24 protein-coding genes are annotated in these 23,375 nt (G+C 57.7%); 13 read left to right on the forward strand and 11 right to left on the reverse strand.

Annotation, left to right across the window (positions count from 1 at the left end; translation table 11 throughout):
* Positions 1-58 precede the first annotated feature (58 nt).
* From NA78x_RS22665 to NA78x_RS22675, 3 genes are read left to right on the forward strand one after another with little or no spacing between them, the layout of a single operon-like run.
* Positions 59-736, forward strand: coding sequence for a vWA domain-containing protein (locus NA78x_RS22665; RefSeq protein ID WP_425614662.1), 678 nt, complete (start codon positions 59-61; stop codon positions 734-736).
* On the forward strand, positions 631-1,509 hold the full coding sequence (locus tag NA78x_RS22670; protein WP_425614663.1) for a PP2C family serine/threonine-protein phosphatase: 879 nt from the start codon (positions 631-633) through the stop codon (positions 1,507-1,509). Before NA78x_RS22665 ends, NA78x_RS22670 begins: the two co-directional genes overlap by 106 nt.
* Positions 1,506-3,467: a helix-hairpin-helix domain-containing protein gene (locus tag NA78x_RS22675; protein ID WP_425614664.1), complete on the forward strand. Its 1,962-nt coding sequence runs from the start codon at positions 1,506-1,508 to the stop codon at positions 3,465-3,467. Before NA78x_RS22670 ends, NA78x_RS22675 begins: the two co-directional genes overlap by 4 nt.
* Positions 3,468-3,616: 149 nt before the next feature.
* Here the strand turns inward: NA78x_RS22675 and NA78x_RS22680 are convergent, their stop codons facing one another.
* The 5 genes from NA78x_RS22680 to NA78x_RS22700 are packed head-to-tail and all read right to left on the reverse strand — an operon-like array spanning position 3,617 to position 9,306.
* Positions 3,617-3,892: a hypothetical protein gene (locus tag NA78x_RS22680; protein ID WP_425614665.1), complete on the reverse strand. Its 276-nt coding sequence runs from the start codon at positions 3,890-3,892 to the stop codon at positions 3,617-3,619.
* 26 nt (positions 3,893-3,918) lie between these two features.
* Positions 3,919-4,785, reverse strand: coding sequence for a glycerophosphodiester phosphodiesterase (locus NA78x_RS22685; protein WP_425614666.1), 867 nt, complete (start codon positions 4,783-4,785; stop codon positions 3,919-3,921).
* Positions 4,786-4,841: 56 nt separating this feature from the next.
* The gene (locus NA78x_RS22690) at positions 4,842-5,696 is read right to left on the reverse strand and encodes a formyltetrahydrofolate deformylase (protein ID WP_425614667.1); all 855 of its coding nucleotides are present in this window, start codon (positions 5,694-5,696) and stop codon (positions 4,842-4,844) included.
* A 30-nt stretch (positions 5,697-5,726) separates the two neighbouring features.
* Positions 5,727-6,518: an SDR family NAD(P)-dependent oxidoreductase gene (locus NA78x_RS22695; protein WP_425614668.1), complete on the reverse strand. Its 792-nt coding sequence runs from the start codon at positions 6,516-6,518 to the stop codon at positions 5,727-5,729.
* 40 nt (positions 6,519-6,558) lie between these two features.
* The gene (locus NA78x_RS22700; protein ID WP_425614669.1) at positions 6,559-9,306 is read right to left on the reverse strand and encodes a hypothetical protein; all 2,748 of its coding nucleotides are present in this window, start codon (positions 9,304-9,306) and stop codon (positions 6,559-6,561) included.
* A 466-nt stretch (positions 9,307-9,772) separates the two neighbouring features.
* Here NA78x_RS22700 and NA78x_RS22705 point away from each other — a divergent pair, with 466 nt between their 5' ends.
* Both NA78x_RS22705 and NA78x_RS22710 read left to right on the forward strand, forming a co-directional pair.
* Positions 9,773-10,618, forward strand: coding sequence for a hypothetical protein (locus NA78x_RS22705; protein WP_425614670.1), 846 nt, complete (start codon positions 9,773-9,775; stop codon positions 10,616-10,618).
* Positions 10,619-10,749: 131 nt separating this feature from the next.
* The gene (locus NA78x_RS22710) at positions 10,750-11,460 is read left to right on the forward strand and encodes a phosphatase PAP2 family protein (protein WP_425614671.1); all 711 of its coding nucleotides are present in this window, start codon (positions 10,750-10,752) and stop codon (positions 11,458-11,460) included.
* 12 nt (positions 11,461-11,472) lie between these two features.
* On the opposite strand, the gene NA78x_RS22715 is transcribed toward NA78x_RS22710, so the two are convergent.
* From NA78x_RS22715 to NA78x_RS22730, 4 genes are all read right to left on the reverse strand, one after another.
* A complete protein-coding gene (locus NA78x_RS22715; RefSeq protein WP_425614672.1) occupies positions 11,473-12,444 on the reverse strand; it encodes an anti-sigma factor family protein in 972 nt (323 codons plus the stop codon).
* Between the two features lie 110 nt (positions 12,445-12,554).
* Entirely contained in the window at positions 12,555-13,127 is a 573-nt protein-coding gene (locus NA78x_RS22720; RefSeq protein WP_425614673.1) for a sigma-70 family RNA polymerase sigma factor, read from the reverse strand.
* A gap of 562 nt (positions 13,128-13,689) precedes the next feature.
* Positions 13,690-14,607 carry a DUF1571 domain-containing protein gene (locus NA78x_RS22725; protein WP_425614674.1) on the reverse strand — a complete coding sequence of 306 codons (918 nt, stop codon included), beginning with the start codon at positions 14,605-14,607 and terminating at the stop codon, positions 13,690-13,692.
* A gap of 443 nt (positions 14,608-15,050) precedes the next feature.
* Complete coding sequence (locus tag NA78x_RS22730; protein ID WP_425614675.1) at positions 15,051-15,386, reverse strand: hypothetical protein; 336 nt, start codon at positions 15,384-15,386, stop codon at positions 15,051-15,053.
* Between the two features lie 174 nt (positions 15,387-15,560).
* Here NA78x_RS22730 and NA78x_RS22735 point away from each other — a divergent pair, with 174 nt between their 5' ends.
* Entirely contained in the window at positions 15,561-16,346 is a 786-nt protein-coding gene (locus NA78x_RS22735) for a hypothetical protein (protein ID WP_425614676.1), read from the forward strand.
* A gap of 74 nt (positions 16,347-16,420) precedes the next feature.
* Positions 16,421-16,789, forward strand: coding sequence for a hypothetical protein (locus NA78x_RS22740; protein WP_425614677.1), 369 nt, complete (start codon positions 16,421-16,423; stop codon positions 16,787-16,789).
* 82 nt (positions 16,790-16,871) lie between these two features.
* Here the strand turns inward: NA78x_RS22740 and NA78x_RS22745 are convergent, their stop codons facing one another.
* Both NA78x_RS22745 and ptsP read right to left on the reverse strand, forming a co-directional pair.
* Positions 16,872-17,075, reverse strand: a complete 204-nt coding sequence (locus NA78x_RS22745) for a DUF1737 domain-containing protein (protein WP_425614678.1) — start codon at positions 17,073-17,075, stop codon at positions 16,872-16,874.
* Positions 17,076-17,401: 326 nt separating this feature from the next.
* A complete protein-coding gene (gene ptsP / locus NA78x_RS22750) occupies positions 17,402-19,165 on the reverse strand; it encodes a phosphoenolpyruvate--protein phosphotransferase (RefSeq protein WP_425614679.1) in 1,764 nt (587 codons plus the stop codon).
* A gap of 454 nt (positions 19,166-19,619) precedes the next feature.
* Here ptsP and NA78x_RS22755 point away from each other — a divergent pair, with 454 nt between their 5' ends.
* The 6 genes from NA78x_RS22755 to NA78x_RS22780 all read left to right on the forward strand — a co-directional run bounded on the left by NA78x_RS22755 (position 19,620) and on the right by NA78x_RS22780 (position 23,310).
* The gene (locus tag NA78x_RS22755; RefSeq protein ID WP_425614680.1) at positions 19,620-20,165 is read left to right on the forward strand and encodes a 3-hydroxyacyl-ACP dehydratase FabZ family protein; all 546 of its coding nucleotides are present in this window, start codon (positions 19,620-19,622) and stop codon (positions 20,163-20,165) included.
* A 75-nt stretch (positions 20,166-20,240) separates the two neighbouring features.
* Positions 20,241-20,633: an acyl carrier protein gene (locus NA78x_RS22760; RefSeq protein WP_425614681.1), complete on the forward strand. Its 393-nt coding sequence runs from the start codon at positions 20,241-20,243 to the stop codon at positions 20,631-20,633.
* 79 nt (positions 20,634-20,712) lie between these two features.
* On the forward strand, positions 20,713-21,258 hold the full coding sequence (locus tag NA78x_RS22765; RefSeq protein WP_425614682.1) for a 3-hydroxyacyl-ACP dehydratase FabZ family protein: 546 nt from the start codon (positions 20,713-20,715) through the stop codon (positions 21,256-21,258).
* Between the two features lie 94 nt (positions 21,259-21,352).
* Complete coding sequence (locus NA78x_RS22770) at positions 21,353-22,639, forward strand: beta-ketoacyl-[acyl-carrier-protein] synthase family protein (protein ID WP_425614683.1); 1,287 nt, start codon at positions 21,353-21,355, stop codon at positions 22,637-22,639.
* 50 nt (positions 22,640-22,689) lie between these two features.
* Positions 22,690-23,031, forward strand: coding sequence for a histidine triad nucleotide-binding protein (locus tag NA78x_RS22775; RefSeq protein ID WP_425614684.1), 342 nt, complete (start codon positions 22,690-22,692; stop codon positions 23,029-23,031).
* A gap of 9 nt (positions 23,032-23,040) precedes the next feature.
* Positions 23,041-23,310 carry a hypothetical protein gene (locus tag NA78x_RS22780; protein WP_425614685.1) on the forward strand — a complete coding sequence of 90 codons (270 nt, stop codon included), beginning with the start codon at positions 23,041-23,043 and terminating at the stop codon, positions 23,308-23,310.
* Positions 23,311-23,375 lie beyond the last annotated feature (65 nt).

The following is a 23,375-nucleotide window of genomic DNA, read 5'->3' on the forward strand; positions in this document are numbered from 1 at the left end:
CCAGTCGTGTAGCGTAAACGAGCTTTAACTCTCCAGCGATCCAACAAGCAGAGCCGCCATGGAACAGATTCCGTTCGGAACGAACGACTTCGCGGAAAATCCCGAGCCTCGAGTTCCTTGTATTCTCGTGCTGGATGTTTCCGGCTCGATGGCAGGCAATCCCATCACGCAATTGAATGAAGGGATTCGCGTCTTCAAGGATGAATTGACCGCCGACAGCCTGGCTTCGAAGCGGGTCGAAGTGGCGATCATCACGTTCGGTGAAGACGTGGTGCTGGTGAATGATTTTTCGACAGCGGAAGGGCTCAATCCGCCGCAGTTGACTCCGGCCGGCATGACGCCAATGGGCAAAGCCGTCGATACCGCGATGGCCATTCTCGAACAACGCAAACGAACGTATCGCGAGAACAGTATCGCCTATTATCGCCCCTGGATCTTTCTGATCACCGATGGCGCGCCGAACGATCCGGGCTGGGAACACGCGGCCCAGCGTTCGATGGAAGGCGATAAGAACAAAGCATTCGCACTGTTTGCGGTGGGTGTCGATAACGCGCAGTACGAGAATCTGCGGCAGTTCACCCCACGCGAGCCATTGGCCTTGAAGGGGATGCGGTTTCGCGAATTGTTCTTGTGGCTTTCGAGTTCGCTGAAGTCGGTATCGCGCTCGAATCCGAGCGACGATGTGGTGCCCCTGGTGAATCCTGTCACGCCGACTGGTTGGGCCGCGATTGTATAGCCATGTGGAAAGCGATCTACGATTCCGTCCAAGGAACGTCGCACAGCAGCGGTGATTCGCCGTGCCAGGATGCTTGCCGAGTCGTTATCTGGCCGGACGAGACTCGCGATACGATCTGCATTGTCTGCGCCGATGGCGCAGGCTCGGCCAGTCATTCTGATATCGGCTCTGCACTGGCCTGTGACACACTGCTGCAGTTTTTGCGCAGCGAACTCGACCAGCGCGGCAACGTGGCAGCATTTACCGATGAAGTGATTCACGACGCTTACCGCGCCGCCGATGCCAGAATCGCCGCCGAAGCCGAAGTGCTGGAAGTGAAGAAGCGCGAGCTAGCTTGCACGCTTCTCTTGGCCATCGTCGATGCCAACAGTGCCCTGTTCGCGCAGATTGGCGATGGCGCGATGGTGGTCCGCGGCGAGGAGGCCTTCACTGCCATTTTCTGGCCGCAAAGTGGCGAGTACGTGAATACCACCAACTTTCTCACGTCGGAGAAATTCCTCGATTGCGTCGAGATTGCCCGCATGGATAAACCGCCGGCCGACATCGCCGTCTTTACCGACGGTTTGGAGCGTCTCGTGCTGCGATTTGCCGAAAAGACGGTTCACGAGCCTTTTCTGCGGCCATTGTTCGAACGGCTGCGCGCGACCGAAGATCTTGATTCGCTCTTTCCCCTGTTGCGCAGTTTTTTGGATTCCAAGGCGATCAACGACCGGACCGATGATGACAAGACGTTGATCCTGGCGTCGTGCTTCCCGCAGAGTCCGGCGCAATGAAGTATCTGGGGCCACAAGGTCAAACGTATTGGCTGGGGAACCAGATCGCCGCCGGTGGTGAAGGGGCCATCTACGAAATCACGGGGCTCTCGCAGCTTGTTGCCAAGCTCTATCATTCGCCCCCCTCGACGCGCAAGGCAGCAAAACTCGCGGCGATGGTAGCGATGGCCTCGGACGAGATTGCCGAAGTGGCTGCATGGCCCGTAGCGACGTTGCATGCTGTTGCGGGTGGTCCCCCGGTCGGCATTGTCATGCCCAAGATCGAAGCCGCGAGCGAAATGCACGAGCTCGATTCGCCCGCTCATCGGCGCACGCACTTTCCCGCTGCCGATTGGCGATTTCTGGTGCGAGCGGCGAGAAACTGTGCGGCCTCCGTGCAAACGATGCATTCGAATGGCATTGTGATTGGCGACATCAATAACCGCGGCTTTCTCGTCTCGAAAGATGCGCTCGTGAAAGTGATCGACTGTGATTCCTTTCAGTTGAAGCATCATGCAGACGTTTTTTACTGCGATGTGGCCGTTCCCGAGTTTCTGCCGCCGGAGTTGCACGGCAGCCCACTCAGCTCGACCTTACGCACTGCCAATCACGACGCGTTCGGACTGGCGGTGGTGATCTTTCGGCTGCTGATGATGGGGCGACATCCGTTTGCCGGCTATCGCGGTTCGGGCGATAAGCCGATTCCACAGTTGATCAAAGAGTTCCGCTTTGCCTTCGGTCACGATGCAGCCGCGTTTCAAATGGCTCCGCCGCCGCATAGCCTGCTGCTCGCCGATCTTTCGCCGGAACTGAACAGCCTGTTCATGCGAGCGTTTTCGAAAGGTTCGAACGTCGAGGGCGTTCGTCCACATGCGCGGCGCTGGGCCGAAGCTCTATCGCGGTTCGAAGCCAAGATTCGTCGCTGTGCCAACGATCCGAGTCATTTTTATTACGAGGGGTTGGCCGATTGTCCCTGGTGTCGCATTCAGCGGGGCTTGGGGCCGCACTACTTCATTTCGGTCTGTCTGCAGAGTCTATCGGCTCCGCAATTGACGATCGAGATCGCGTCGATCTGGTCCAAGATTCAAGCGATCACCCATCCCAAGCAAGCGTTCGATAACATCCGCTTGCCACGCGACAGCGAGAGTCCTCCCAAAGGAATGCCCGCCGGGGTGACCAAAAACTGGGAGATCGTGCGCGTCTTGGGGGTGCTGGTGATGCTGTCGCCCCTGCTTGGACTTCTCGGTCTGCACGACGTTCGCTTTTTGTATCTGGCGGTCGGCATCTTCTTGGTTCTGGCGGCTGCCTGGTTCATCACCTACTCCAGTTCGTCGTTCTTGATCGAAGTGCGCAAACGCCGGCTGAGATTCAAGAATCGCACTTCGGAATTGAGCACCAGCGAGCAGCGGATTAAGCGGGCCGTCACGCACTACACGCACGAGTTCGATGCACGGCTGCGCGAAGCCAAAGAGGCGAAGCAAGCTTTTGAATCACTCGATCAACTGGATGCGAGCGAGATGGAGGAACTGCAAGCGAGCGCAAAAGAGAGCCAGTTGCGCGAATACCTCGATCGCAATTTCATTCGCAATGCAAGACTGGAAAAGATTGGCCCCGAGCGAGTCGCAACTTTGGAAGCATACAACATCGAAACCGCCGCCGACGTCGAACTGGCCGCGTTGCAAAACGTGCCCGGCCTCGGCAGTGCGTTATCTCGCTCACTCTTAGAATGGCGCAAAGGTCTGGAAAAGCAATTTCGCTTTGAAGCTGCGCGCGGCATACCTGCTGCCGAAATGATGAAGCTCCGCAGCCGGCAATCGCAGCGGCGCTACGAGTTGAGCAGCAAGTTGACCAACCTCGCCAGCGAACTTGCCCGCATCAGCGAAGACGGCAAGAACGAAATCGTCCGTCTCTCCGACGAGTACATCGCCCGGCTCAAAGCCTACTATCAGGCGAAGGCCGATCTGGCGGTGTGCAGTTAGGTTGAGCACGCACACGACCCCGAGTCCCCGATCCTATTCGTTGATAAATGCCCTCCATAAATCAACGCCAACTAGCGCCAAACCCGAGCGCCACGCATTTTGCTGTTGATAAACCCCTCCCATTTATCACCCCACTTCCGCGGTTTTGCTTACATTTCGGTCTTGGTAGGCGTTTGCTTTCGCCCGCAGAGATAGCAGGCGAAGTCCCACAGGCCGGCGAAGCGAAACCGCGGGTCGATGTAGTGCTGAATCACGTAGAACGCAAAGTAGTACGCGCGGCAGAACGACCAGATGGCAATCGCCAGCAGCAGGGCCAATTGCCAGTGAGGATACATCAAAAGAATCGCCACTACGGCGAGCAGTCCCGTCAAGACGAACAGCCCGCCCTTCAGATACAGCAGCTTTGGATGCTTGATGTCTGCCATGTCTCTTCCGGCTCAGGAGAACAAGGTTACGACTTCTTCTCTTTCGCCAGCAACTCAAGAAGCCCCTGCATGTTGGCTGGGTCGTCGGTGATGATACCGTCGAGGCCAGCTTCAATCAGGTACTTGGCGCGGCGACGTTCGTTCACCGTGTATGCCCAGACCTTCATGCCCGCGGCATGCACTGCGGCGATGTTCGCTTCGTTCAGATCGTCGTGTTTCCAACCAATGGCGGTCGCGCCGGCCGCTTTGGCTTCGGCGATTCGCGCGGCCGACAGTTCCTTGCTGCCGAGGCATCCCAGCACGAGATCGGGCGCCAGCTTGTGGCAGTCGGCGATGTACTTCCAATCGAAGGCTTGAACCACGACGTCGCCACGCAGTTTTTTCTCGTCAAGCAGCTTGACGATGGTCGCGGCGTCGCCGCCTTTGCGTTCGATGAGCGTCATGCCGCCGTTTTGAATGACGTCGAGCGATTCGACGAGCGTCGGGATCTTAGTGCCGGCAAACTTGGCGTCCTTCCATTTGCCCGCATCAAGCGTCTGCAATTCCTGGGCAGTCACTTCCGTGGGTTCTAACTTTTCCTTGCCCAGTTTTTCGACAGCGTTACTGGTGCGATCGAGGGTCTTGTCGTGAAAGACGACCGGCACTTTGTCCTTCGAGTGGTAATAGTCCAGTTCGATCAGATCGCACTTCGTTTTGAGTGCCATTTCGAACGCGGGAATTGTGTTCTCCGGCGCGTGAGCACTCGCGCCACGATGGGCGATCACGATCACGCGTTTCGCACCGACAAGCTCGGCCGCTTTCGACGGAGCTTTATCCGCGGCGAGCAGTGACGCAGCCAGAGAAGAAGAGACGACGACACTGCAGACCAGTAAAAGCGAAGAGAGACGGCGCATAGAAACTCCGAGTGTTGATTGAAATGCCGCGTTAGCAAGCGGCAGATCCGGCGGAGTTATTTTAACGCAATCACGCGATGAAAGTGCAGCTGCACTTCGCGATCAACGACGCGGCGCACCCCTTCCACCAGGCAGCGGGGTTCGTTGTCTTCTTGGCCGATGCGAATGATCTCGTCCAGCTTCATACCGGGCGGGACGGTGAAGGTCGATTGATGAATCGTCTGATTGCCGGCATCGAGCTCGGGAACGATGAAGTGGCAAGTCGCACCATAGGTCAGCATCCGCCCCGCGTAGGCATCGTGATACGGCCGCAAACCGGGAAAACTTGGTAGCAATCCGTGATGCAAATTGATGATGCGACCACCGGCGTATTTCCAGCAACTGCCGGCGGGGAGGACTCGCATGTAGCGGGCGAGAATCACGTAGTCGACGTTGTAGCGATCGAGAATGTCGATCATCCGGTCGTCGTTGGCTCGGCCATCGTTCTCGCCGATGCTTTCCCACGGAACATCAAACTGCTCGGCAATGCCGCGGCAATTCGGTCGGTTGCCGATCATCACGGCGGCATCGGCTTTCAGCACGCCATCGCGAATGGCTCGCAAAATCGCGAGTGGCGGCTCCGTGCGATAGGTGGCGCAGATCGCCAAACGCGGTCGCGAAGCTCGTTCTTCCGGCGACCACACACGGACGCTCAGTTTGGTTGCTTCACCAATTTCGCTCAGAGCCGTGCGCACTTCGCCGAGCTGCGCACTGGGGAGATGCACGCGGACCATCATGGCGAAGAGAGCCTCTTCGTCATGGTCGTACATCTGGATTTCGGCAATGTTGGCTCCTTGTCCCGTCAGGTAGTGAATGATGGGATCGGCCAAGCGGACGTTATCGGGACCAACGGCAGTGACGACGATTTGCATGATTCGAATGTGCTAACAGTTGGGAGGAGACTACCGCAGGAAGCGGCCGCCGCTGATATCGATCAGCGCGCCGTTCACGAAGCGGGCAGCGTCACTGACAAGGAACGAAACGACCGAGGCGACTTCCTCAGCGGTGCCATTGCGGCCCAGCGGAGTTTCGCGGCGATACTGCTCCATGCGTTCGGCAGTGGTGAATTGTTCGTGATGGCGAGTTTCGATGACGCCGGGCATGACGGCATTCGTGCGCACTTGCGGGGCTAACTCGCGGGCGAGTGTGCGTGTGAAAACCTGCAAACCGCCTTTGGCAGCCGCATAGGGGCCCGCGCCATTGCCGCCGCCGGTTTGCACCGAAAGGGACAGAATGTTGACGATGGCTCCGCGGCCGGTTTTACGCAGGTGAGGGATTGCGCGTTGCGTGACAACAAACGCAGAAGTGAGATTCACGTTGAGCGCGGTCTGCCACAGTTCCAGCGAACAATCTTCAATCCTGGCTCGCTCGACGACGGTGCCGGCATTGTTGACGAGCAGATCGAGCCCGCCGAAGTGGGCAGCGGCGCGATCGACGAGCGATGCACCCGCAGCCGGATCGGCCAGGTCGGCTTGCTCCAATTGGGCAATGCCGCCGCTCGAGCGAATGGATTGCAGGGTCGCTTCGGCCTCGACATGACTGCTGTGAAAGTGAATGATCACCTTCGCGCCGAGCGTGGCCAATTGCTGGCAGATGGCACGGCCAATGCCCGTTCCGCCACCTGTCACGAGTGCCGTTAAGCCGGAGAGCGAGCCTGGGGGAAGGGGCGTATCAAATTCACTGACCGGCGACATGAGCTTCCTTTCCGGCTGTCGTAGAGAGGTCGGTCTGAATCTAGCGGGCACCAGCGGGCATGTTCACCGTCGTTTCGCGTTCGCGGACGATGGGCTTCGGGTTTCGCTTGCTGCGAATCTCGACTTGAAATTTGAACATGCCGGGCTTGGTTCCTTCGACTTCAATTTGCAGCGGAGGCATTTCCTCGCGGGCTCGCACCATTGCCACGGGCGTGAAATCGATCTGGCTCTTATCTGCGTTCCAGCCTTGCACCTTGAAGGCTGTTTGTTCGGTAGCCACGACTTTCTTAAAGCTCAGGCCGGCAGGCAGGAACAGCGTGATCGCCAGATCTTCATCGGCGCCGCTGCCATCATTTTTTATTCGCACGATGTACGTGGTGGTCTTGCCTTGCGGAATCGGATTAGCCGTTTGGCTGAGGGTTACTTCCAGATTGCCGCCGGGGAGCGCAGCCGCGGCAGGTGGCTGGCGGGGGATATCGGCGCGTGGCGGTTGAGCGGGAGCTGGCTCGCGAGTGGCTGCGGGATTGCGTGGAACGGGAACAGGTGCTGGTTCGCGGGCTGCTCCCGTGACGATCGGGATGTTGATCTGACGCGTCTCAGCCTGGCCTTGGTCTGGCTGCAGCGTGACTAGCACCGCTGCTCGTTCATCGGCTTGGAGCGCTCGCAGGTTGATCTGTTTGCTGAGCGTAGCGCCGGCACCCAGCTGGTCGATGTTCCAGGTGAGTGTGCGGCGGGCTTCATCGAATTGATGGCCGGGAGTCGCACGATCGGGAGTGAAGTTCGCCCCGTAGACAACATTTAGTTTTGCGTTGCGAGCAACTGAGCCACCGAGATTGGTGATTTCGGCAACGATCTCGGCGTTTTCGCCAGCCCGCACTTGTTGCGGCTGCGAGAAACGCAGTTGCAGCTTGGCGGGCATCACTTGCGTTTGAATGCCGGTGACAACACCACGGGCCGTGGCCGATTGCTGACCATCGGCGGTGACGTCGAGACGGTGCGAATGTTGCCCCGCACGGGTCACGATGAAGGTGACTGCGGGCGTATTGATCTTTTGTCCCGGTTGCAAATCGCCGATCGAGCGCGAGATCGGACTGGTTTCGCCATCGGAGTGGACCAGTTCAGCCGGAAAGCGGTCGGTGAGCGTGACGTTGCGCAGCACTTCGCTGCCGGTGTTGGTGATCTCGATTTGGAAGGTTGCGCGCTTGCCCACTTCGACCGAATCGGGGCCGTTCATGCGTACGGAAAGTGCCTGACGGAATACTCGCGTCGCTGCAGTACCTTCGGCTTTCAAATTGCCGTCGCTGGTAGTGGCCATAAACGTGGAACGCAGGTCGCCATCGACAGCCGCGCGGCAATTCACCTTCACGCTGGTCCGGCCGCGAGCTTGCAGATCGCCCAGTCGCCACTCGAGGCGATTGCCGAACATCTCGGCCGAAGGCGAGCTATTAAGGACGGTGACATTCGTCGGCGGCGTGAACTTGAGGACCACATCGCGCGACAATTGATCGCCGGTGTTCATCACTTCGACCTGGTAACTCAGCAAGCCATCGCCGGGGATCGTCGTCGGGCCACTCGCCGAAACGCTGAGGCCCGGTGCAGTCCAATTCACATTCGTCGTCCCTTGGCCGACGATCATTTCTGGAACATCGCCGCCGGCGGGGCGTACAATCTGCACTCGCACTGTAGTAATGCCCGGCACATTCGATTGGGGAAACAGGTCGGCAATGGCCACGCCCTGCACATCGGTTCGCACTTCCACCGCGCGAGCTTTACCCGCGCCAAAGACCGCATCGGGGCCTTCCAGCACTTCGTAGCGAACGGTCCAGCCAGAGACGGGTGCTCCGCCAGAACGACGGACGGTCGTGGTCAGTCGATGGCCGTTGCGAGCACCAATCGGCGCAACACTGCAAGGCGGGAACGCCCAAACGGCATCGACCCAGTAGATGGTTGCGTTTGCGCGGCGGCGGTCGAAGTTGTGTTCTTTGGGCGACCAAACGGTTATGTACGAGGCACCCTCTTTGGGCGAAGTCACGCTGATCCAGCTTTGGCCCCGCTTGAGGACAATATCGTCGCTCGGGTCTTTGGTACCGCGATCAACGGTTTGGGAAATGGTCGAGGTATGAGCGAGCGCATACTGCGGCGAAATCTTCTGCGGTGAGTGACGCAAGAAGTAAGACGACCGGTAAGGGCTCTCTTGGCCGATGGCTACGATTTGACCAGCACCGTCCTGGGCGAGCATCCACTCCAAGGGCTGACGCATGACGTAGTAGCCGTCTTTGCCGCAGATACCAGCCGACAGAACCACTTCGCTTCCAACGGCCGCGACCATTCGGTTCGGCGTGATCTTGAGCGTCGGGCCGTTTTCGCAATCACCTTCTGGAGCAGCAGTCGGCGATGCACACTGCACGACTTTGAGCGGAGGTGGCGCAGGAGGCGGAACCGCACAGGCGGCGGGGGTCATCGGAACGGCGGGAACAACGACGATCGGCGGAGGTGCCGGCGGATTGCAACTGACAGGGACCACCATGACCGGCGGCGCGCAAGGCTGCGGACCGACAACAGGCCCGATGATCTGTGGCGGAGCGAGCTGTGGAGGAACGCACGGCGCGGGTGGTTGGTGGTGCTTGGCAATCAGCGGGCAGTCCCGCAGGCTGGCGAAAGAAGTCGTGCCCGAGAAAAAGCCTTCGCCCGTCGGATCGATGGCCGGAATCGCGCAGCCGCCAGATGTTGCGATGGCGACAACGGCCAGCAACAGAGCGGATTTCGAGATGGCGGAAATCGTGGACATGACCGGTTACAAAGGCAAAGTGCGGACAGAGTAAGGCACCCTAGAAACCTACCACGCAATTTGGCAACCTGAGGCGAAAAAGCAACCTTTGGCGCTGCGAAAAAGCTGCACCACTGGGCGGTCTGTAGCCAGCATTCCGCCGCTGGCGGTTCTAGCGATTGTCCGGTTCGCTTCGCTGCAAGCTTGGCACCCCCGGTCTGGTCCGAAACCGGCTGGTAGGCAGGAATTCGTTCCTTTTCAGTTTGTTTTCTTCCGGGTGCTCGATTATTCTGAGTGGGAACCAGCTGACCGCGAAATAGCCACTTTTCAGAAGGTCGCGACAGCTGAGGGGCGCTCTGAGTCCGGAACATCGACCATTTGCTCAACATGCGGCACTGCTATGCGCAGCCTGCGTGTCTGGTCTGCAAACGATCGATTGCTGCCGGCCGACTCAGAAACAGAGAATTCATAAGCTTGGGGATCTACGATGAAGTGCCGCTTTTTGCTCGGTTATTTTCTGGCCCTCGGTTTGGTCGCAACGACTTTGCACGCAGAACCAGTGACCCCGGTCACGCCAGCTGCACCCGCTGACGCCAAAGCTCAGCCTGCAGAAATGGTCGAGTTCTTTGCTGCCGCGAAAAAGGGTGACATCGAAGTCAAGTTGATTCCGAAGGATTCAACGACGGGCATCGTCACCATCAAGAACAAGACCAACAAGCCTCTCTCGATCAAGTTGCCGGAAGCCTTCGTCGGTGTGCCCGTGCTGGCCCAGTTGGGCGGCGGCATGATGGGCGGCATGGGCGGTGGCGGCATGGGTGGTGGCGGCATGGGCGGCGGTGGCAATCAAGCCATGGGCGGCGGCATGATGGGTGGTATGGGTGGCGGCATGATGGGTGGCATGGGCGGCGGCGGAATGGGTGGTGGCGGTTTGTTCAATGTCGGCCCCGAAAAGGTCGGCAAACTGAAAGTGATCGCTGTCTGCCTCGAGCATGGCAAGGCTGACCCAAACCCACGCATTCCTTACGACATTCGCCCCATCGAATCGTTCACCTCGAAGGGTGACGTCATCGAACTCGTGAAGATGCTCGCCAAGGGTGAAATCGATCAGAAGTCGGCTCAAGCCGCGGCCTGGCACCTGAGCAGCGAATTGCCTTGGAACGAACTGCAGAACAAGATTGGCAAAAAGCACCTCGATGGCACTACCGAGGCTTACTTTACCGCAGCTCAACTTGAGTTTGGCATTCGTGCGACTCGCGAAGCAAGTTACCGAGCCGAAGAAGCCGCGAAGAAGTCTCCTGCCAAGGAAACATCGGCCTCGCTGAGCGAAAAGTAATTCGCTCCTCTCGTCGCCGAACAGTTGAGGTTCGGCGATAAACCAAAACTCGCTATATTGAACGGGCGTTTGCAGGCCAGGCAAACGCCCGCTGCATTTCTTGACCGGCGAGTTTCCCCTTGGAAGGAACCATGCAGAAGCCGCGCGAAGTTTCGCCCACCCTTGCTGACGACGAACTGACTCCCTGGCACATCACCAGCATGGGCTGTCTCATCGCCAGCGGCATACTCGTCGTCTTGATGTTCGGGGCCTTCTTTGTCGATGTGCCCCTTTCCAATTGGATGCGGCACGAGCACCGGCCCATCAAAGGAGACCTGCTACGACTAATTATGTTGGGCGAGGTCTTTGGCTACGGACTGAGCGTGCTGATGATCGTCATCACGGCCGGCGTGCTCGACGTGCGGGGCTGGCGCGTGACGCCGCGGTTGCTGATCGGAGGTTTTGGCTGTGGCCTATTTGCCGACGTGTGCAAGGTGCTAATCGTTGCGCGTTGGCGACCGAGCGCTGAGTTTCGGCCCGAGAACTTTCAAGAATCGTTTGCGACCTGGTTGCCGCTGTTCTTCCAGAGCCGTTTGCCCGGTCCCTGGAAACACGTGCTCATGTCATTTCCCTCGGGCCATTCCGCGACCGCCACAGGCCTGGCGCTAGCCCTCAGCATTCTCTATCCGCGCGGCACCTGGTGGTTTCTGCTGCTCGCTGCCTTGGCCATGATTCAGCGCGTCGTCAGCAGTGCTCACTACCTGAGCGATACGCTGGCCGGGGCCGCGGTCGCCTGTTTCTTTACCGCCGTGCTGCTCCACTGGCGCTGGCTCGAACGCCGCTTCCGCCGTTGGGAATCTTAGCGCCGAAGACTGCTATTCAGCGTCTTCAATCAGAATCAGCACGCGAACCTTGCGGCCAGGAGCGACTTCGGTCGTAACCTTGTTGTGGTGCTTGACGGCTACAGGTGACTTCGACAGTCGAAACATGCTAGGCGTCATGGCCTGCACAAAGTCAGCCTTCTTGCTGCCGCTACCTTTGACTCCGGCGATTTCTCCCGCGGCTTGGTTGCTGGTAGTGCCTTCCACCGGCTTGGCAACCGCCAGCATGCCTTCGGGAACAAACTCGACACTGTCATCTTCCTGGGCAATTTGGCTCAAAGCCATTTGCAATTCTTCGGCCGACATTTCGACATACATCGCCGCGGCTGCTGGAGTCAGTTGATTGCGGTCAAGCTTGCTGGCCACCTGCTGATCGCGATAGGCCTTGCCAACTTGGGGGCCATTTACGGAACGATCGGAAGGACGTCGCTCTTCCAAGCCCTGTTCGGTGAATACATCCATCAGCCGTTTGCCAGCCGCCAGTTCCTTGGGCGAGCGAATCCGCAGCACGAGGGCTTCGTCCTCGCCAGGCAAGGCGGCCACTACAGCGGCCAAAGCGTTGTTTTCGTTGGCATTGACGGGGTTAGTTGCCGTTACGGGATCCTTGCCGGTATTCAGCCAAGGAATCGAGGCCATGATGATGCCGGCGGTGGCAGCCACAGCCAAAACGCCGACGATAACGCGGCGATTTGTAACCTGGTAGGTCGGTTGGCGAGGTGCAGGAGCGGCCTTTGCTTCGCTGGCCTTGGCGGCTACTGCCGCAGCGACGACTCGCTGAGCAAAACCCTCTTTGACCGAGTAGCGGGGCAACGTGGCGACGTCGCGACGCAGTTGCTGCAAGTCGGCAACATGCTGTTGCAACTGAGGATCGCGCGAAAGCTGAGCTTGAAAGGCTACGCGCTCGGCTTCTGGCAAGGCATCGTCCAGAAAGCTGCTGATACGTTCATCGTGGATCGAACTTTTCATTTCGCACTACCATCCGCTGTTGGGGATCAAAATCCTTTAGGTCCCGCCTGATCATCGTGGGCTGGCTGGCACCAGCCTCATCCAAACCGTTACTTCATTTTGCCTGTTCTTTAATCTTCGCTCCCTTCGGCTTGAAGGATCGCGGAGAGTTCTTCTTTGAGGTGCAAGCGAGCTCGATGTAAGCGGCTGCGAACCGTTCCGACCGGCAATTCCAAAATGTCGGCAATGTGGTCGTAGTCGCAACCGTCTACTTCTCGCAGGACCAGAATCGAGCGATGTTCATCGGTCAACTTGCCGAGGGCTCGTTGCACCTGTACCGCTCGTTCCTGGCGAAGGAGGTTTTCGTCCACCCCTTCGCAATCGTCTTCGGGCTCATCGCCTGTCATTTCGCGATTCTGTTCGACCGAACTCTCGTCGCGTCTTCTGCGCCGCCGGCTGATGGCCGTGTTAAAGGCGATGCGATACAGCCAAGTGTAAAACGCACTGCCTCCGGCAAAGGACGCAAGCTTGAGATAGGCCTGCACGAACGCGTCTTGCAAGGCATCTTCGGCTTCGTGTCGCGACGAGCAAACGTGCACTAAAGCCGTGAGCAACCGGTCCTGGTACTTTTGCACCAGCTTGCCGTAGGCTTGCGAGTCGCCTCGCAAGGTTGCCTGGATTAAGTGTCCATCGTCGTGCGTCACGTTGTCATCGCCTTGGACGCGGATACAGAGAGGAAAGTTCCGGAACGAATTTGTTTGACTGGTGTTGCCTGTTCCACCAGCCTGCCAATCAACGCAGCAAATCCTTGCCACACATCAGGTTACAGCTGCAAACGCACTTGTCGCATTTCGACTTCAAAAACCGGTTGAAATAATCACGGCCCCCTCGAATGCTGGAGGTCAATAAGCCGGTGCGCAACTAACGCAGGCATGCATTCTCGCCGGTTTGTCGCCAGATTCAACTCAACGGCACTGATTCCTTTTGGTTTATCCAACGGACCGTGCGCCCCACGATTACCTTCCAGTCAGATTAAGACGGTCCAGCGTCTGGTTCGATTGCGACCCGAATAATTCGTCGCATCTACTCAAGCGGTTGAGATATGGCAAAGTACTTGCCAGCGCAGCATTTGGATCTCGCACCGGTAGTTCGCAGGCGAAGGGAAAATAGCGCTCGCCATCGACATCCTCGCTGCCGCAAGAAACGACGCGAGCGATGCATGGCGGCATCGCTCGGTGTGAAAATTCAAGCTTTTAAGTGTTGAGCTTAGAAGTTGTAGTTCGGGTTGTTCGAATCGAAGTCGGCGTCGGTCAGGCCAGGATTCAATTTGACGTCGAGGTAAGTGTATTCCTCGACCACTGGGCCGAGTTTATCGGCTGGATCGGTGGGCCAGTGATAGGCCGCGTAGCGAACGGGCAGCTTCGTTTCGTCGTCGATGAAGATCTGGGCGATGTGAAACTCGAAGTGAGCCCGGGGCACCGGGTGGCGAACTTGCAGCACCGTGCAAACGCGACCGTTGATCTTGGCACCCGGCTTAAATTCGACTTCGCACTCGTTGGGGCCGTGCTTGCGATCTTTTTCACCCTTTTCAATCAGCTTCACCACCATGTTTTCGAAGCCGATGTCGGTGATGGGGTGCAACTGACCACGCATGGCGAGCACGCCATCGGGTGGCAGCCAAACGGTGGGCAGAAACTTGCCGGCCGCGCCACCTTCGTGAGCACGCATTTTGCCGTTGTTTTGACCTTCGACCCAGATCACTTCGCGGCCGTTCATCGAGTCTGGCTTGACGAACTTGAGATAGACCGACAGCGGTTGCGTCAGCTTGCCATCGACAATCTTGCGATTGCGAATCTTGGCTTCCATGAACTCATGCACGCCGAGCTTGCCGTTCACTCGTTCCCGCTTCACGATCATCGCCGTGTAGTCGACGATTTCGCTCTGGATTTTGACGAGCGTTTCGTTGGCCAGGTCGATCGCGGGATCGAGCGGGTGAGCCGCAGCCTTCACGGCCGCTTCGCCGGGAGGATTGTTCTTCGAGACCCGAAAGATCGGTTCGCGAAGCTGTTCGCGAGATTCGGGTGGATTGCCAAGAGCGACGGCAGCACTCAGGCCGCTAATACTCAGGGCCTGCAGAAACGAGCGTCGTGCGAGCAGCGAACGCAGCAGCGATTGATCAGCCATTGGCAAAATCTCCTATCTGGCATTCGCCCTTGGCCGCCAGCCACAGTACGAACGCGATCTTCCCTGAATTGAGCCTAGTCCATCCGTGGGAGCATTTTGCAATGCCGACCCGCTCAGTCCGAACTGCAGTCCCCGTGCGATACCTAAGTATCTGCAGGAAAACTACTTATTGATGACCGGCCACGCAGGTTGAGCCGGCCAGCCTGGTCACTTTTCAGTGCTGACAGCTGGGACTAGGAAATTTATCGCCGCGACCGGAAGGTGATATTCACTCAGTCAACCGCGGCGAATGGAAATTCCCCAGCTTCGCGCCCCGCACTGCAAAAGCAGACGCTAAAGCCGTTATATCTTAACCCTAGTGCGATACCGAGGCGAGAGGAAAAGAGGGCTCGTTTGCGGGCAACGAGCTCGAAAGTTGCGAAACCAGCGCTTTCGGCAAGCGCTTAGTGCTCTTCGTCAGATTCCCAGGGTCGGTCGATCTGCAGGGGCATCATTTGCTGGACAGGGGGAGAGAAATCGAGCCCGATAGAACCATTGTTGGTCCAGGAGGCCGGCCGCGCCGTGCGGTCGAGTTGCTCGAGCGGCAAATACACGGCGCGTGGCCACTGCCCATCGACGCGATAGTGAAGCAGGGCGATGTCCGCCTTCATTCCAGTGCCAGTCACCCACGCTGTGCGTCCTTCGGGCAGCACTAGCACCAAATAACTGCCGACGTAGGCAATCAAGAGAATGAGCAGCGCAGTTGCCAAGAGGACCGGAGCTGTGCGTTTCGTTTGCATCGTTGAATTCTAAACTTCCCCTGCCGGCACGTCAGCTTGGTGTTGCGCAAGGGTTACTCGCCCGCCGACCAAGCGGCGCACAGTTGATTGTTGCCACCATTTGGCAAAGAATGAGAGGCAATCAACGGCTGCGGTTCTCCGCTGCTTAGCTTCTCTACTACGTATAAGTGATCGATGGCTACTGCTACTGCCACTGCCACTAAGACTTCTCGCCCGCGAGGCAAGCCCGTCAGCCTGTGGCTGAAGATTCTGTGGGGCGTGTTGACGGTAGGTGCCGTAGGGCTATTCTCGGTCGTCATCGTGTGGTTCTTCGGCTCAGTCTACGGGACCGAAATCTGCGCCGAAACCCTGGAACGCCGCAGCTATTTCTTTCTCGAGATCCCGATCATTCGCCTGCAGGTGCGTGGGATTGAGTACAAGCAAATTCCAAATGATGTTTCGACCCATCTGACGACGAACAACATCGTCACCGTGCCGCCGGCCAACAAGAAAACCTGGCACTCGATCACTGCTGGTCGCGGCGTACTGGGAATGCGAACAGGCGACCCAGAGATTGTCGTGCGCTATCTCGAAGCGCGTGACGCCAACAGCGAGTACGCCTGGCTGGCCTGGACCAAAGACAATCCGAAGATCGCCCCGCACATTTGGAAAGGGGTCACCGATCTGGCCGTTGCCGGCGAATATACCACCATTCCCGATGTGATCGAACTCGCCCAAGGGGCCACCGATCCGGTCAAGACGCAAGCAGCCGTCGACAAAGTGGTGAAGGCCGTGGTGAAGACGCCCGTTGCGACAAAGGGAACAGCAACACCCGCGGCAAAGCCAGCTGAGAAAAAGGAAGACAAGAAGGACGAGAAGAAGAGCGAAAAGTCCGGGGAGAAAAAGGATGGCGAAGCGAGCGAGAAGCCTGCGGCGGACAAGAAAGAGAAGACAAGTGAAGAGTCTGCGGACGAAAAATAGGCAGCGCGTGGCTCAGAATGCTTCCGCCCCGCGAAACCTGGCGGGCTTTGTTTGTGCGCAGTTAGAGTGAGGCTATGAGAATCAACCTCAGAGAACTGTTCTTGCTGATCCTGATAGTTGCTCTTTCGCTTGGGTGGTGGATCGACCGCAGCACCCTGAAGGTTGATTTAGGACAAGCATCTTTGCATCACGTTAAGGACAATCTTCTTCCATCAGAAATTGCTGAAATATTCTCACAGATGAAAGACCGTTTACCGTCGCCACAACAACCAGTTCTCGCCATCCATCGATTTGGGGTTGACGAAGTCCGCGTATTGACCGGAACTCCTGATAGCCATTTGAAACGAAGTGGCAACGTATTTGAGCTTAAGCGAGTCGGCGGTCGCTGGCAGCTGCAGGATTGCACCAACTGGGCTTCTGCGACCGTCCGATCAAGCGACTAAATAGCGGAAGCACAATATAAGTGGGTTGCTAGTCGGTCCCACTCGCGGCCCGCAACTATCAACCAAACTCGCGAACGATTGGTCACTTACCCTGACCCTGCATCATGGCTTGGCAGAAAGTGACACTCCCCACGTAGACAGCAACGCTGACGCCACCCGACGGCATCCACCCCTCGGCAATGCGTTGATTGACCTGCTCCGCCAACTGCTCAGGACTTGATGCCACTAAAATCGTGTACTGCATGAAAGCTCGCATCCGCACCGAATGACCGTAGCTTAATTTCATCGAAACTCCACGGGCAATGTTCCGTCGCGATCTCCATCATAGCCAGTGTCAGGCGGCACTTTCCAGGCAAACCCAGCCGAATAAACGGCAAGCTTTGGGGCTCACCACACGAAGCGAGTCGACGTAAGTCCAAACGCGCCGAATGAGCGGGTGTTCACATACCGGCAGGGTTTGTGAACACACAGGCGCGCCGCACCCGAGAGATACGTGGGGGCGCGTTCACAAACCCCGGCCGTTTGTGAAAGAAGTTTCCCCGGACGGCTGGCCCGGATTGAAGACTTACGGCAACTGGAACTTGTTGCGGACTCCGAATCTCCGGCCCTACCTCAGTCCATATCCAACATGCGCAGGTTGGGCGCGAGGATGGCGAGTTGCTCGGCCATGTAGCGCTTCACGGCCTGCGTGGTCCGCAGGGTGAGGGCGCGGCGGAGGATGGTGCGGCACGACTCTTCGGTGAGATGCGAGGCCAGGTCCTTCATCGAAGGAATGAACGACGCACTCATGCTGAAGCTGCGGAGGCCCATCGCAAAGAGCAGGACGAAGGCCCGCGGCTGAGCCGCCATTTCGCCGCACAGGGTAACGGACTTGCCCGCTTTGTTGCAGGCCTTGATGACGGTAGCGAGGACGCGCAGCACGGGCGGCGCTAGAGGCTGGCACAGATGGCTGACCTTGGGATTATCGCGGTCGGCGGCCATTAGGTATTGCACGAGGTCGTTCGAACCAATCGAGACAAAGTCGACGAGCGGAAGCATATCGTTGATCGAGATCGCGGCTGCCGGAACTTCGAGCATCATGCCCAGCGGCACTTCGGCGAAGCGCTTGTTCTCGGCTCGCAGTTGCTGGGCCGCTTTGCGGACCATCGCGCGTGTTTTGCGGACTTCCTCGACGGTGGTGATCATCGGGAACATCAGTTTGACTTGCGTGTTCGATTGCACGCCGTCGGCAGCGGCCCTCAGCACGGCTCGCAGCTGCGTATTGAAAAACTCGGGATGCTCGAACGACAGACGAATGCTGCGCCAGCCCATGAAGGGGTTGGCTTCCTGATGCGTGTGCCCCAGGTAGGGAACCGTTTTGTCGCCGCCGATATCCAGCGTGCGAATGGTCATGGTGCTGTTGGGCGTGGCGAGGATGGCATCGCGATAGGCGATGTACTGTTCTTCCTCGTCGGGCACGTCGGGATGCGTCAGATAGATGTATTCCGTGCGAAATAGTCCTACGCCGGCTGCGCCCATCGCCACGGCACTAGCACAGTCCGACGCACCGTTGATGTTGGCGAGCAGATCGAGCTTGATACCGTCGGCGGTGACCGCGGGTTGATCTTTATTCTCGGCGAGCGTGTCCTTGAGCAGGAAGAACTCGCGTTCGAGCTTGAGATAGGCGCTGCGTTGTTCGGGGTCGGGATTGATCAGGACGTGACCGCCGCGAGCATCGACGACGACCGTATCGCCGTTTTTCACTTGCCGCAGAATGTTGCGCATGCCCGAGACGGCGGGAATGCCCTTGCTGCGGGCAATGATCGCAGCGTGACTCGTTTGGCTGCCAGCTTGCGTGACGATGCCTTTGACAACGAGACCTTTGAGGGCCACCACCTGCGAAGGGAGCAATTCGTCGGCGATCAAGATCACAGGCTGATTCAGTTGATCGGCGGGCGTGTTGGTGGCTTGCGTTAAGTGTGCGTTCAGCCGAATGACGACATCCCGCAGGTCGTTCATCCGCTCGCGCAGGTATTCGTCGTTGGTCTTGGCAAACAGGACCGTGTATTGCTCCAGCAGGCGATGGAGAGCTGCCTGGGCAGTCAGCCTTTCGTCAACGATCCAGCCTCGGACCTTATTGGTGAAGTTGGTGTCGCGGAGGATCAATTCGTGGGCAGAAAAGATCTGGGCTTCGTTCTCGCCGACCTGGGCTGCGACCTTGTGCTGCAGCGCGCGCAGTTCCGCGGCCGCTTCGTCACGAGCAGTTTCGTAGTTCGCCAGTTCGGCGGTTACTTCGTGGTCTTCGAGTCGCTTGGTATCCGGATTAATGAAAATCTCGTGGATACAGTAGGCGACCCCAACCGCGACGCCGGGTGATACGGGGATTCCTTTGCGCATAGTCGAAGCGAAAATGTAGCACCTAACCCAGGTGCTGACAAACGAACAAAGGCCCCGGAAAGCCGCAAGGGGTATTTAATTTGCATTATTCGCCGCTAAAGGTGAACAGAGCGGCATGCCCGACAGCCCCGTTGCTAGCCTTGGCACAAAGAAGACACTTCTTCCCGCCCAGGTTCTCTGCCAGCAGTCGGAAGCTGCAGGAGCCTTGCCAGCTAATCATCCGTTGTGGTAATTCGCGAAGGGGGCTATAGTTGCGGACTTTACCGATAATGCGGAGAATGACAGTTTGGCGAGCTTTTGTCGCGCGAGTCCCTGGGATTCGCGAGAACGGCTGTCACCCTGTCGATACTCGGTTGCTCAGGGCTTGGGATTGCCAGCCCAGCAAGCAGACAGACTAAATCAACAGACTTTGTAGTTGCGGAAGGTGGTTACCCTCCGCTCGGGAATGCCAACCATGCGGTTTTGTTTACTTGATCGCATCATCGACCTGCAGCCTGGGGCGAAGATCACCGCGGTTAAGTTACTTCGGCCAGAGGAAGATTACCTGCGCGACCACTTTCCCCGCTTCCCGGTGATGCCGGGCGTGTTGATGCTGGAAACGATGTATCAGGCGGGCATGTGGCTCGTGCGCAGCTCGGAAGATTTTCAGCATGCCGCCGTGCTATTAAAAGAAGCCAGAAATGTGAAGTACAGCGGCTTTGTGGAACCCGGCAAAGAGCTGGTTGTCACTGCCGAACTTCTCAAGCAGGACGAAACGTCTGCCACGATCAAAGCGCAAGGGACGATTGACGGCAACGTCGCCGTGTCGGCCCGCTTGGTCCTCGAAAAATTCAATATCGGCGATCGCTTCCCGGCTCGCGCGCAAAGCGATCACTACCTGCGGCAATGGATGAGGAAGGTTTTTCAGCGTTTGATGCAGCCTGCAGCCGACGCGGAAAGCAAAAGCCCTGACTCCACCACCCTGCATTTGAAGACACAATTGGTTTCCGCGCAGCCTTGAGGTCTACGGATTGTCCTCGGCGGAACCCGATGATGGACGGTTGCCACCCTTTTTAGTTTCGGAGAATCGATTCCCATGGCAGTCACGAAAGACGAAGTTTACAAGAAGGTGCAAGCCGCCCTGGTGGATGCTCTTGGCGTTGACGAAGACGAAGTCACTCCGCAGGCCACGATGGTTGGCGATCTCGGCGCTGAGTCGATCGACTTCCTCGATATTGTGTTCAAGCTCGAAAAGGCCTTCGGCATCGAAATTCCCCGCAAGGAACTCTCGCCCGAAGACATCCTCACTAACGCTGATTACGTGAAAGAAGGCAAGGTAACTCCTGCCGGCATCACGGAACTGAAGAAACGCATGCCGTTCGTCGACTTCACCAAGTTCGAGGCCAATCCGAACGTCCGCGAATTCAGCAACTTGATGACAGTCGGCGATCTGTGCCGCTACGTCGAGAGCAAGGTAAACGCGGCTTAGTTTAGGCCCGGAAGGAGGGCGGCTGCCACGCCCTCCAATGGCGGATGTCCGACGATAACTAACAGTTGAGTAGACGACCATGCGTTGGTACTGGATCGACAGATTTCTGGAATTCGAACGGGGCAAACGCGCGGTCGCAATCAAGAATGTGACGATGTCGGAAGAGCAGAATGATTCGTATCTGCCCGGCTATGCCGTCATGCCTTCGTCGCTCATCATCGAAGGAATGGCCCAGACTGCGGGCATTCTGGTCGGCGAGATTAGCGGTTTTAGCGAACGCGTCGTGCTCGCCAAGATTGGCAAAGCGGTATTTCATCGCCCAGCCGAATCGGGCGATACGCTCCGCTATAGCGCCGTGCTGCAAGACGTGCAAAAAGATGGCGCGATCGCCAGCATTACGTCCCACATCGGCGACGAACTGCAGGCCGAAGCCGAGATGATGTTCGCCTTTCTCGACGACCGGTTTCCCGAGGGGCCGCTCTTTGAACCGGATGACTTCCTTGTAATGCTGCGGTCCTTTCACCTGTATGATGTAGGGAAAGACGTGCAGGGTCAGCCGATCCAACCGCCTGAAGCCTACCTCAAGGCAGAGCGGGCGGCCTACGAAGCGGCTGGTCTGTTGTAGATACGATTTGCCAGCGATTAACACTGGGAGATCATTCACGATTCCCAGTTGGCCTGACGGAATTTGGCCTCTGACCGAAGATGGGTGACACGAAATGAAACGGCGTGTAGTAGTAACCGGCATTGGCTGTATCAATCCGCTGGGCAACGATGTTGAGACCATGTGGTCCGCCCTGAAGGAAAGCAAATCAGGCGTCGGCTATACGACCGTCTTTGATGCCAGTCGCTTTCCCACCCGCATCTCCGCCGAAATCAAGAATTGGGACATCACCGATACCGGTGAAGACGCCAAACTTTGGGGCGAACGCGCTCGCCATACGCGCTTCGCCGCTGGTGCCGCTAAGCAAGCGATGAAAATGTCCGGCGTGCAGGACGACAAGAATCTCGATCCAACGCGGTTTGGCGTTTACCTCGGTTGTGGTGAAGGAACCCAAGACTTTATCGCCTTCTCGCGGATGCTTACCAGTTCGCTGACGCCTGAGGGTGTCGATCTGGCCAAGTACATGCGAGTGGGACTCGAAACGCTCAGTCCTGTGCAGGAAGTGGAGCAAGAGCCCAGCATGCCGACCAGCCACTTGGCAGCCATGTTCAACGCCCAAGGTCCGAATGCCAACTGTCTCACCGCGTGTGCGGCCAGCAGTCAGGCCATTGGCGAAGCCACCGAAATCATTCGCCGCGGCGATGCCGATGTGATGCTGTCCGGCGGTGCTCACAGCATGATTCACCCATTCGGCGTGACGGGCTTCAACCTGCTCACCGCACTTTCGACCAGCAATGATGACCCTACCAAAGCTTCGCGTCCGTTTGATCGGCTGCGTGATGGCTTTGTGCTCGGTGAAGGCGGCGCAGTCGTTGTGCTCGAAGAACTCGAAAACGCCAAGCGTCGCGGCGCCAAGATCCTGGGCGAGATATTGGGCTACGGCACCACTGCTGATGCTTATCGCATCACCGATATTCACCCCGAGGGTCGTGGTGCCATCGCCTGCATGAAGATGGCCATCGAAGATGCCGGCATCACTCCAGCCGACATTCAATATGTCAATGCTCACGGCACAAGCACGTCGGTCAACGATCGCGTGGAGTCGTTCGCCTGCAAAACGATTTTTGGCCAACGGGCGATGCAAACGCCCGTGAGCAGCACCAAGAGCATGATGGGGCATCTGATCGCTGCTGCCGGTGTGACCGAAGCCATCGTCTGCCTGATGGCAATTCGCGACAACGTGTTGCCACCAACGATCAACTACGAAAACCCCGATCCCGATTGCGATCTCGACTATATCCCCAACGTCGCTCGCCAGGCAAAGTGCGACATCGCCCTGAGCAACAGCTTCGGCTTTGGCGGGCAGAACATCTCTCTCGTCGTGGGCCGGTTTAAGGGATAATTCTCCCTCGTTGACGCGTCGGGCCACCAAAAGACAGAAAACTTGCCGGCATGTCTAAAACCATCTTCAAAAAGATCATCGACAAAGAGATCCCCGTCAAACTCATCTACGAAGATGAGTTGTGTCTGGCATTTCCCGATATCAACCCGCAAGCACCGACGCACGTGCTGGTGATCCCGAAAAAAGAGATCGTGAACTTGGCGGCCGCTTTGCAAGAAGATCAGGCTCTGCTCGGTCATCTCATGCTGGTGATTCAAAAGATCGCCGGGCAGCTAGGTTTGGCCGAAGGTTACCGCGTGGTTGCCAATTGCGGCCCGCATGGCGGTCAAAGCGTCGATCATCTGCATTTTCACGTTTTGGGCGGTCGACATCTTCAGTGGCCTCCGGGCTGAGCATTGCACGTGAAAATCATCAACCCGTTCTATGCCGCCTTGATGGTTGTGGGACTCATGTTTGCCGTCACGGCCTGCGCCTACACGGTGATGAGTTTTCGCAAGCTCGATCCGATGTTGCCCGATGATCCTGGCCTGACGTCGTTCATGGAACATCACGGCCTGAAGATCATGGTCGGCCAATTGGCCGTCCTGGCGGTGCTCACCTTTGCTGCAATTGGCACCGACGATTTTTGGACTCGCCGCGACGAAGCCAAAAAGCTGGCCAGCAAGAATTGATTGCAGCCTACTATCTGCAGTAGCGGCGCGATATCTTCTTGCTCAACGACTGCGCCCCCTTCCTC

The organism is Anatilimnocola aquadivae, assembly GCF_049819085.1.
Lineage (GTDB): Bacteria > Planctomycetota > Planctomycetia > Pirellulales > Pirellulaceae > Anatilimnocola.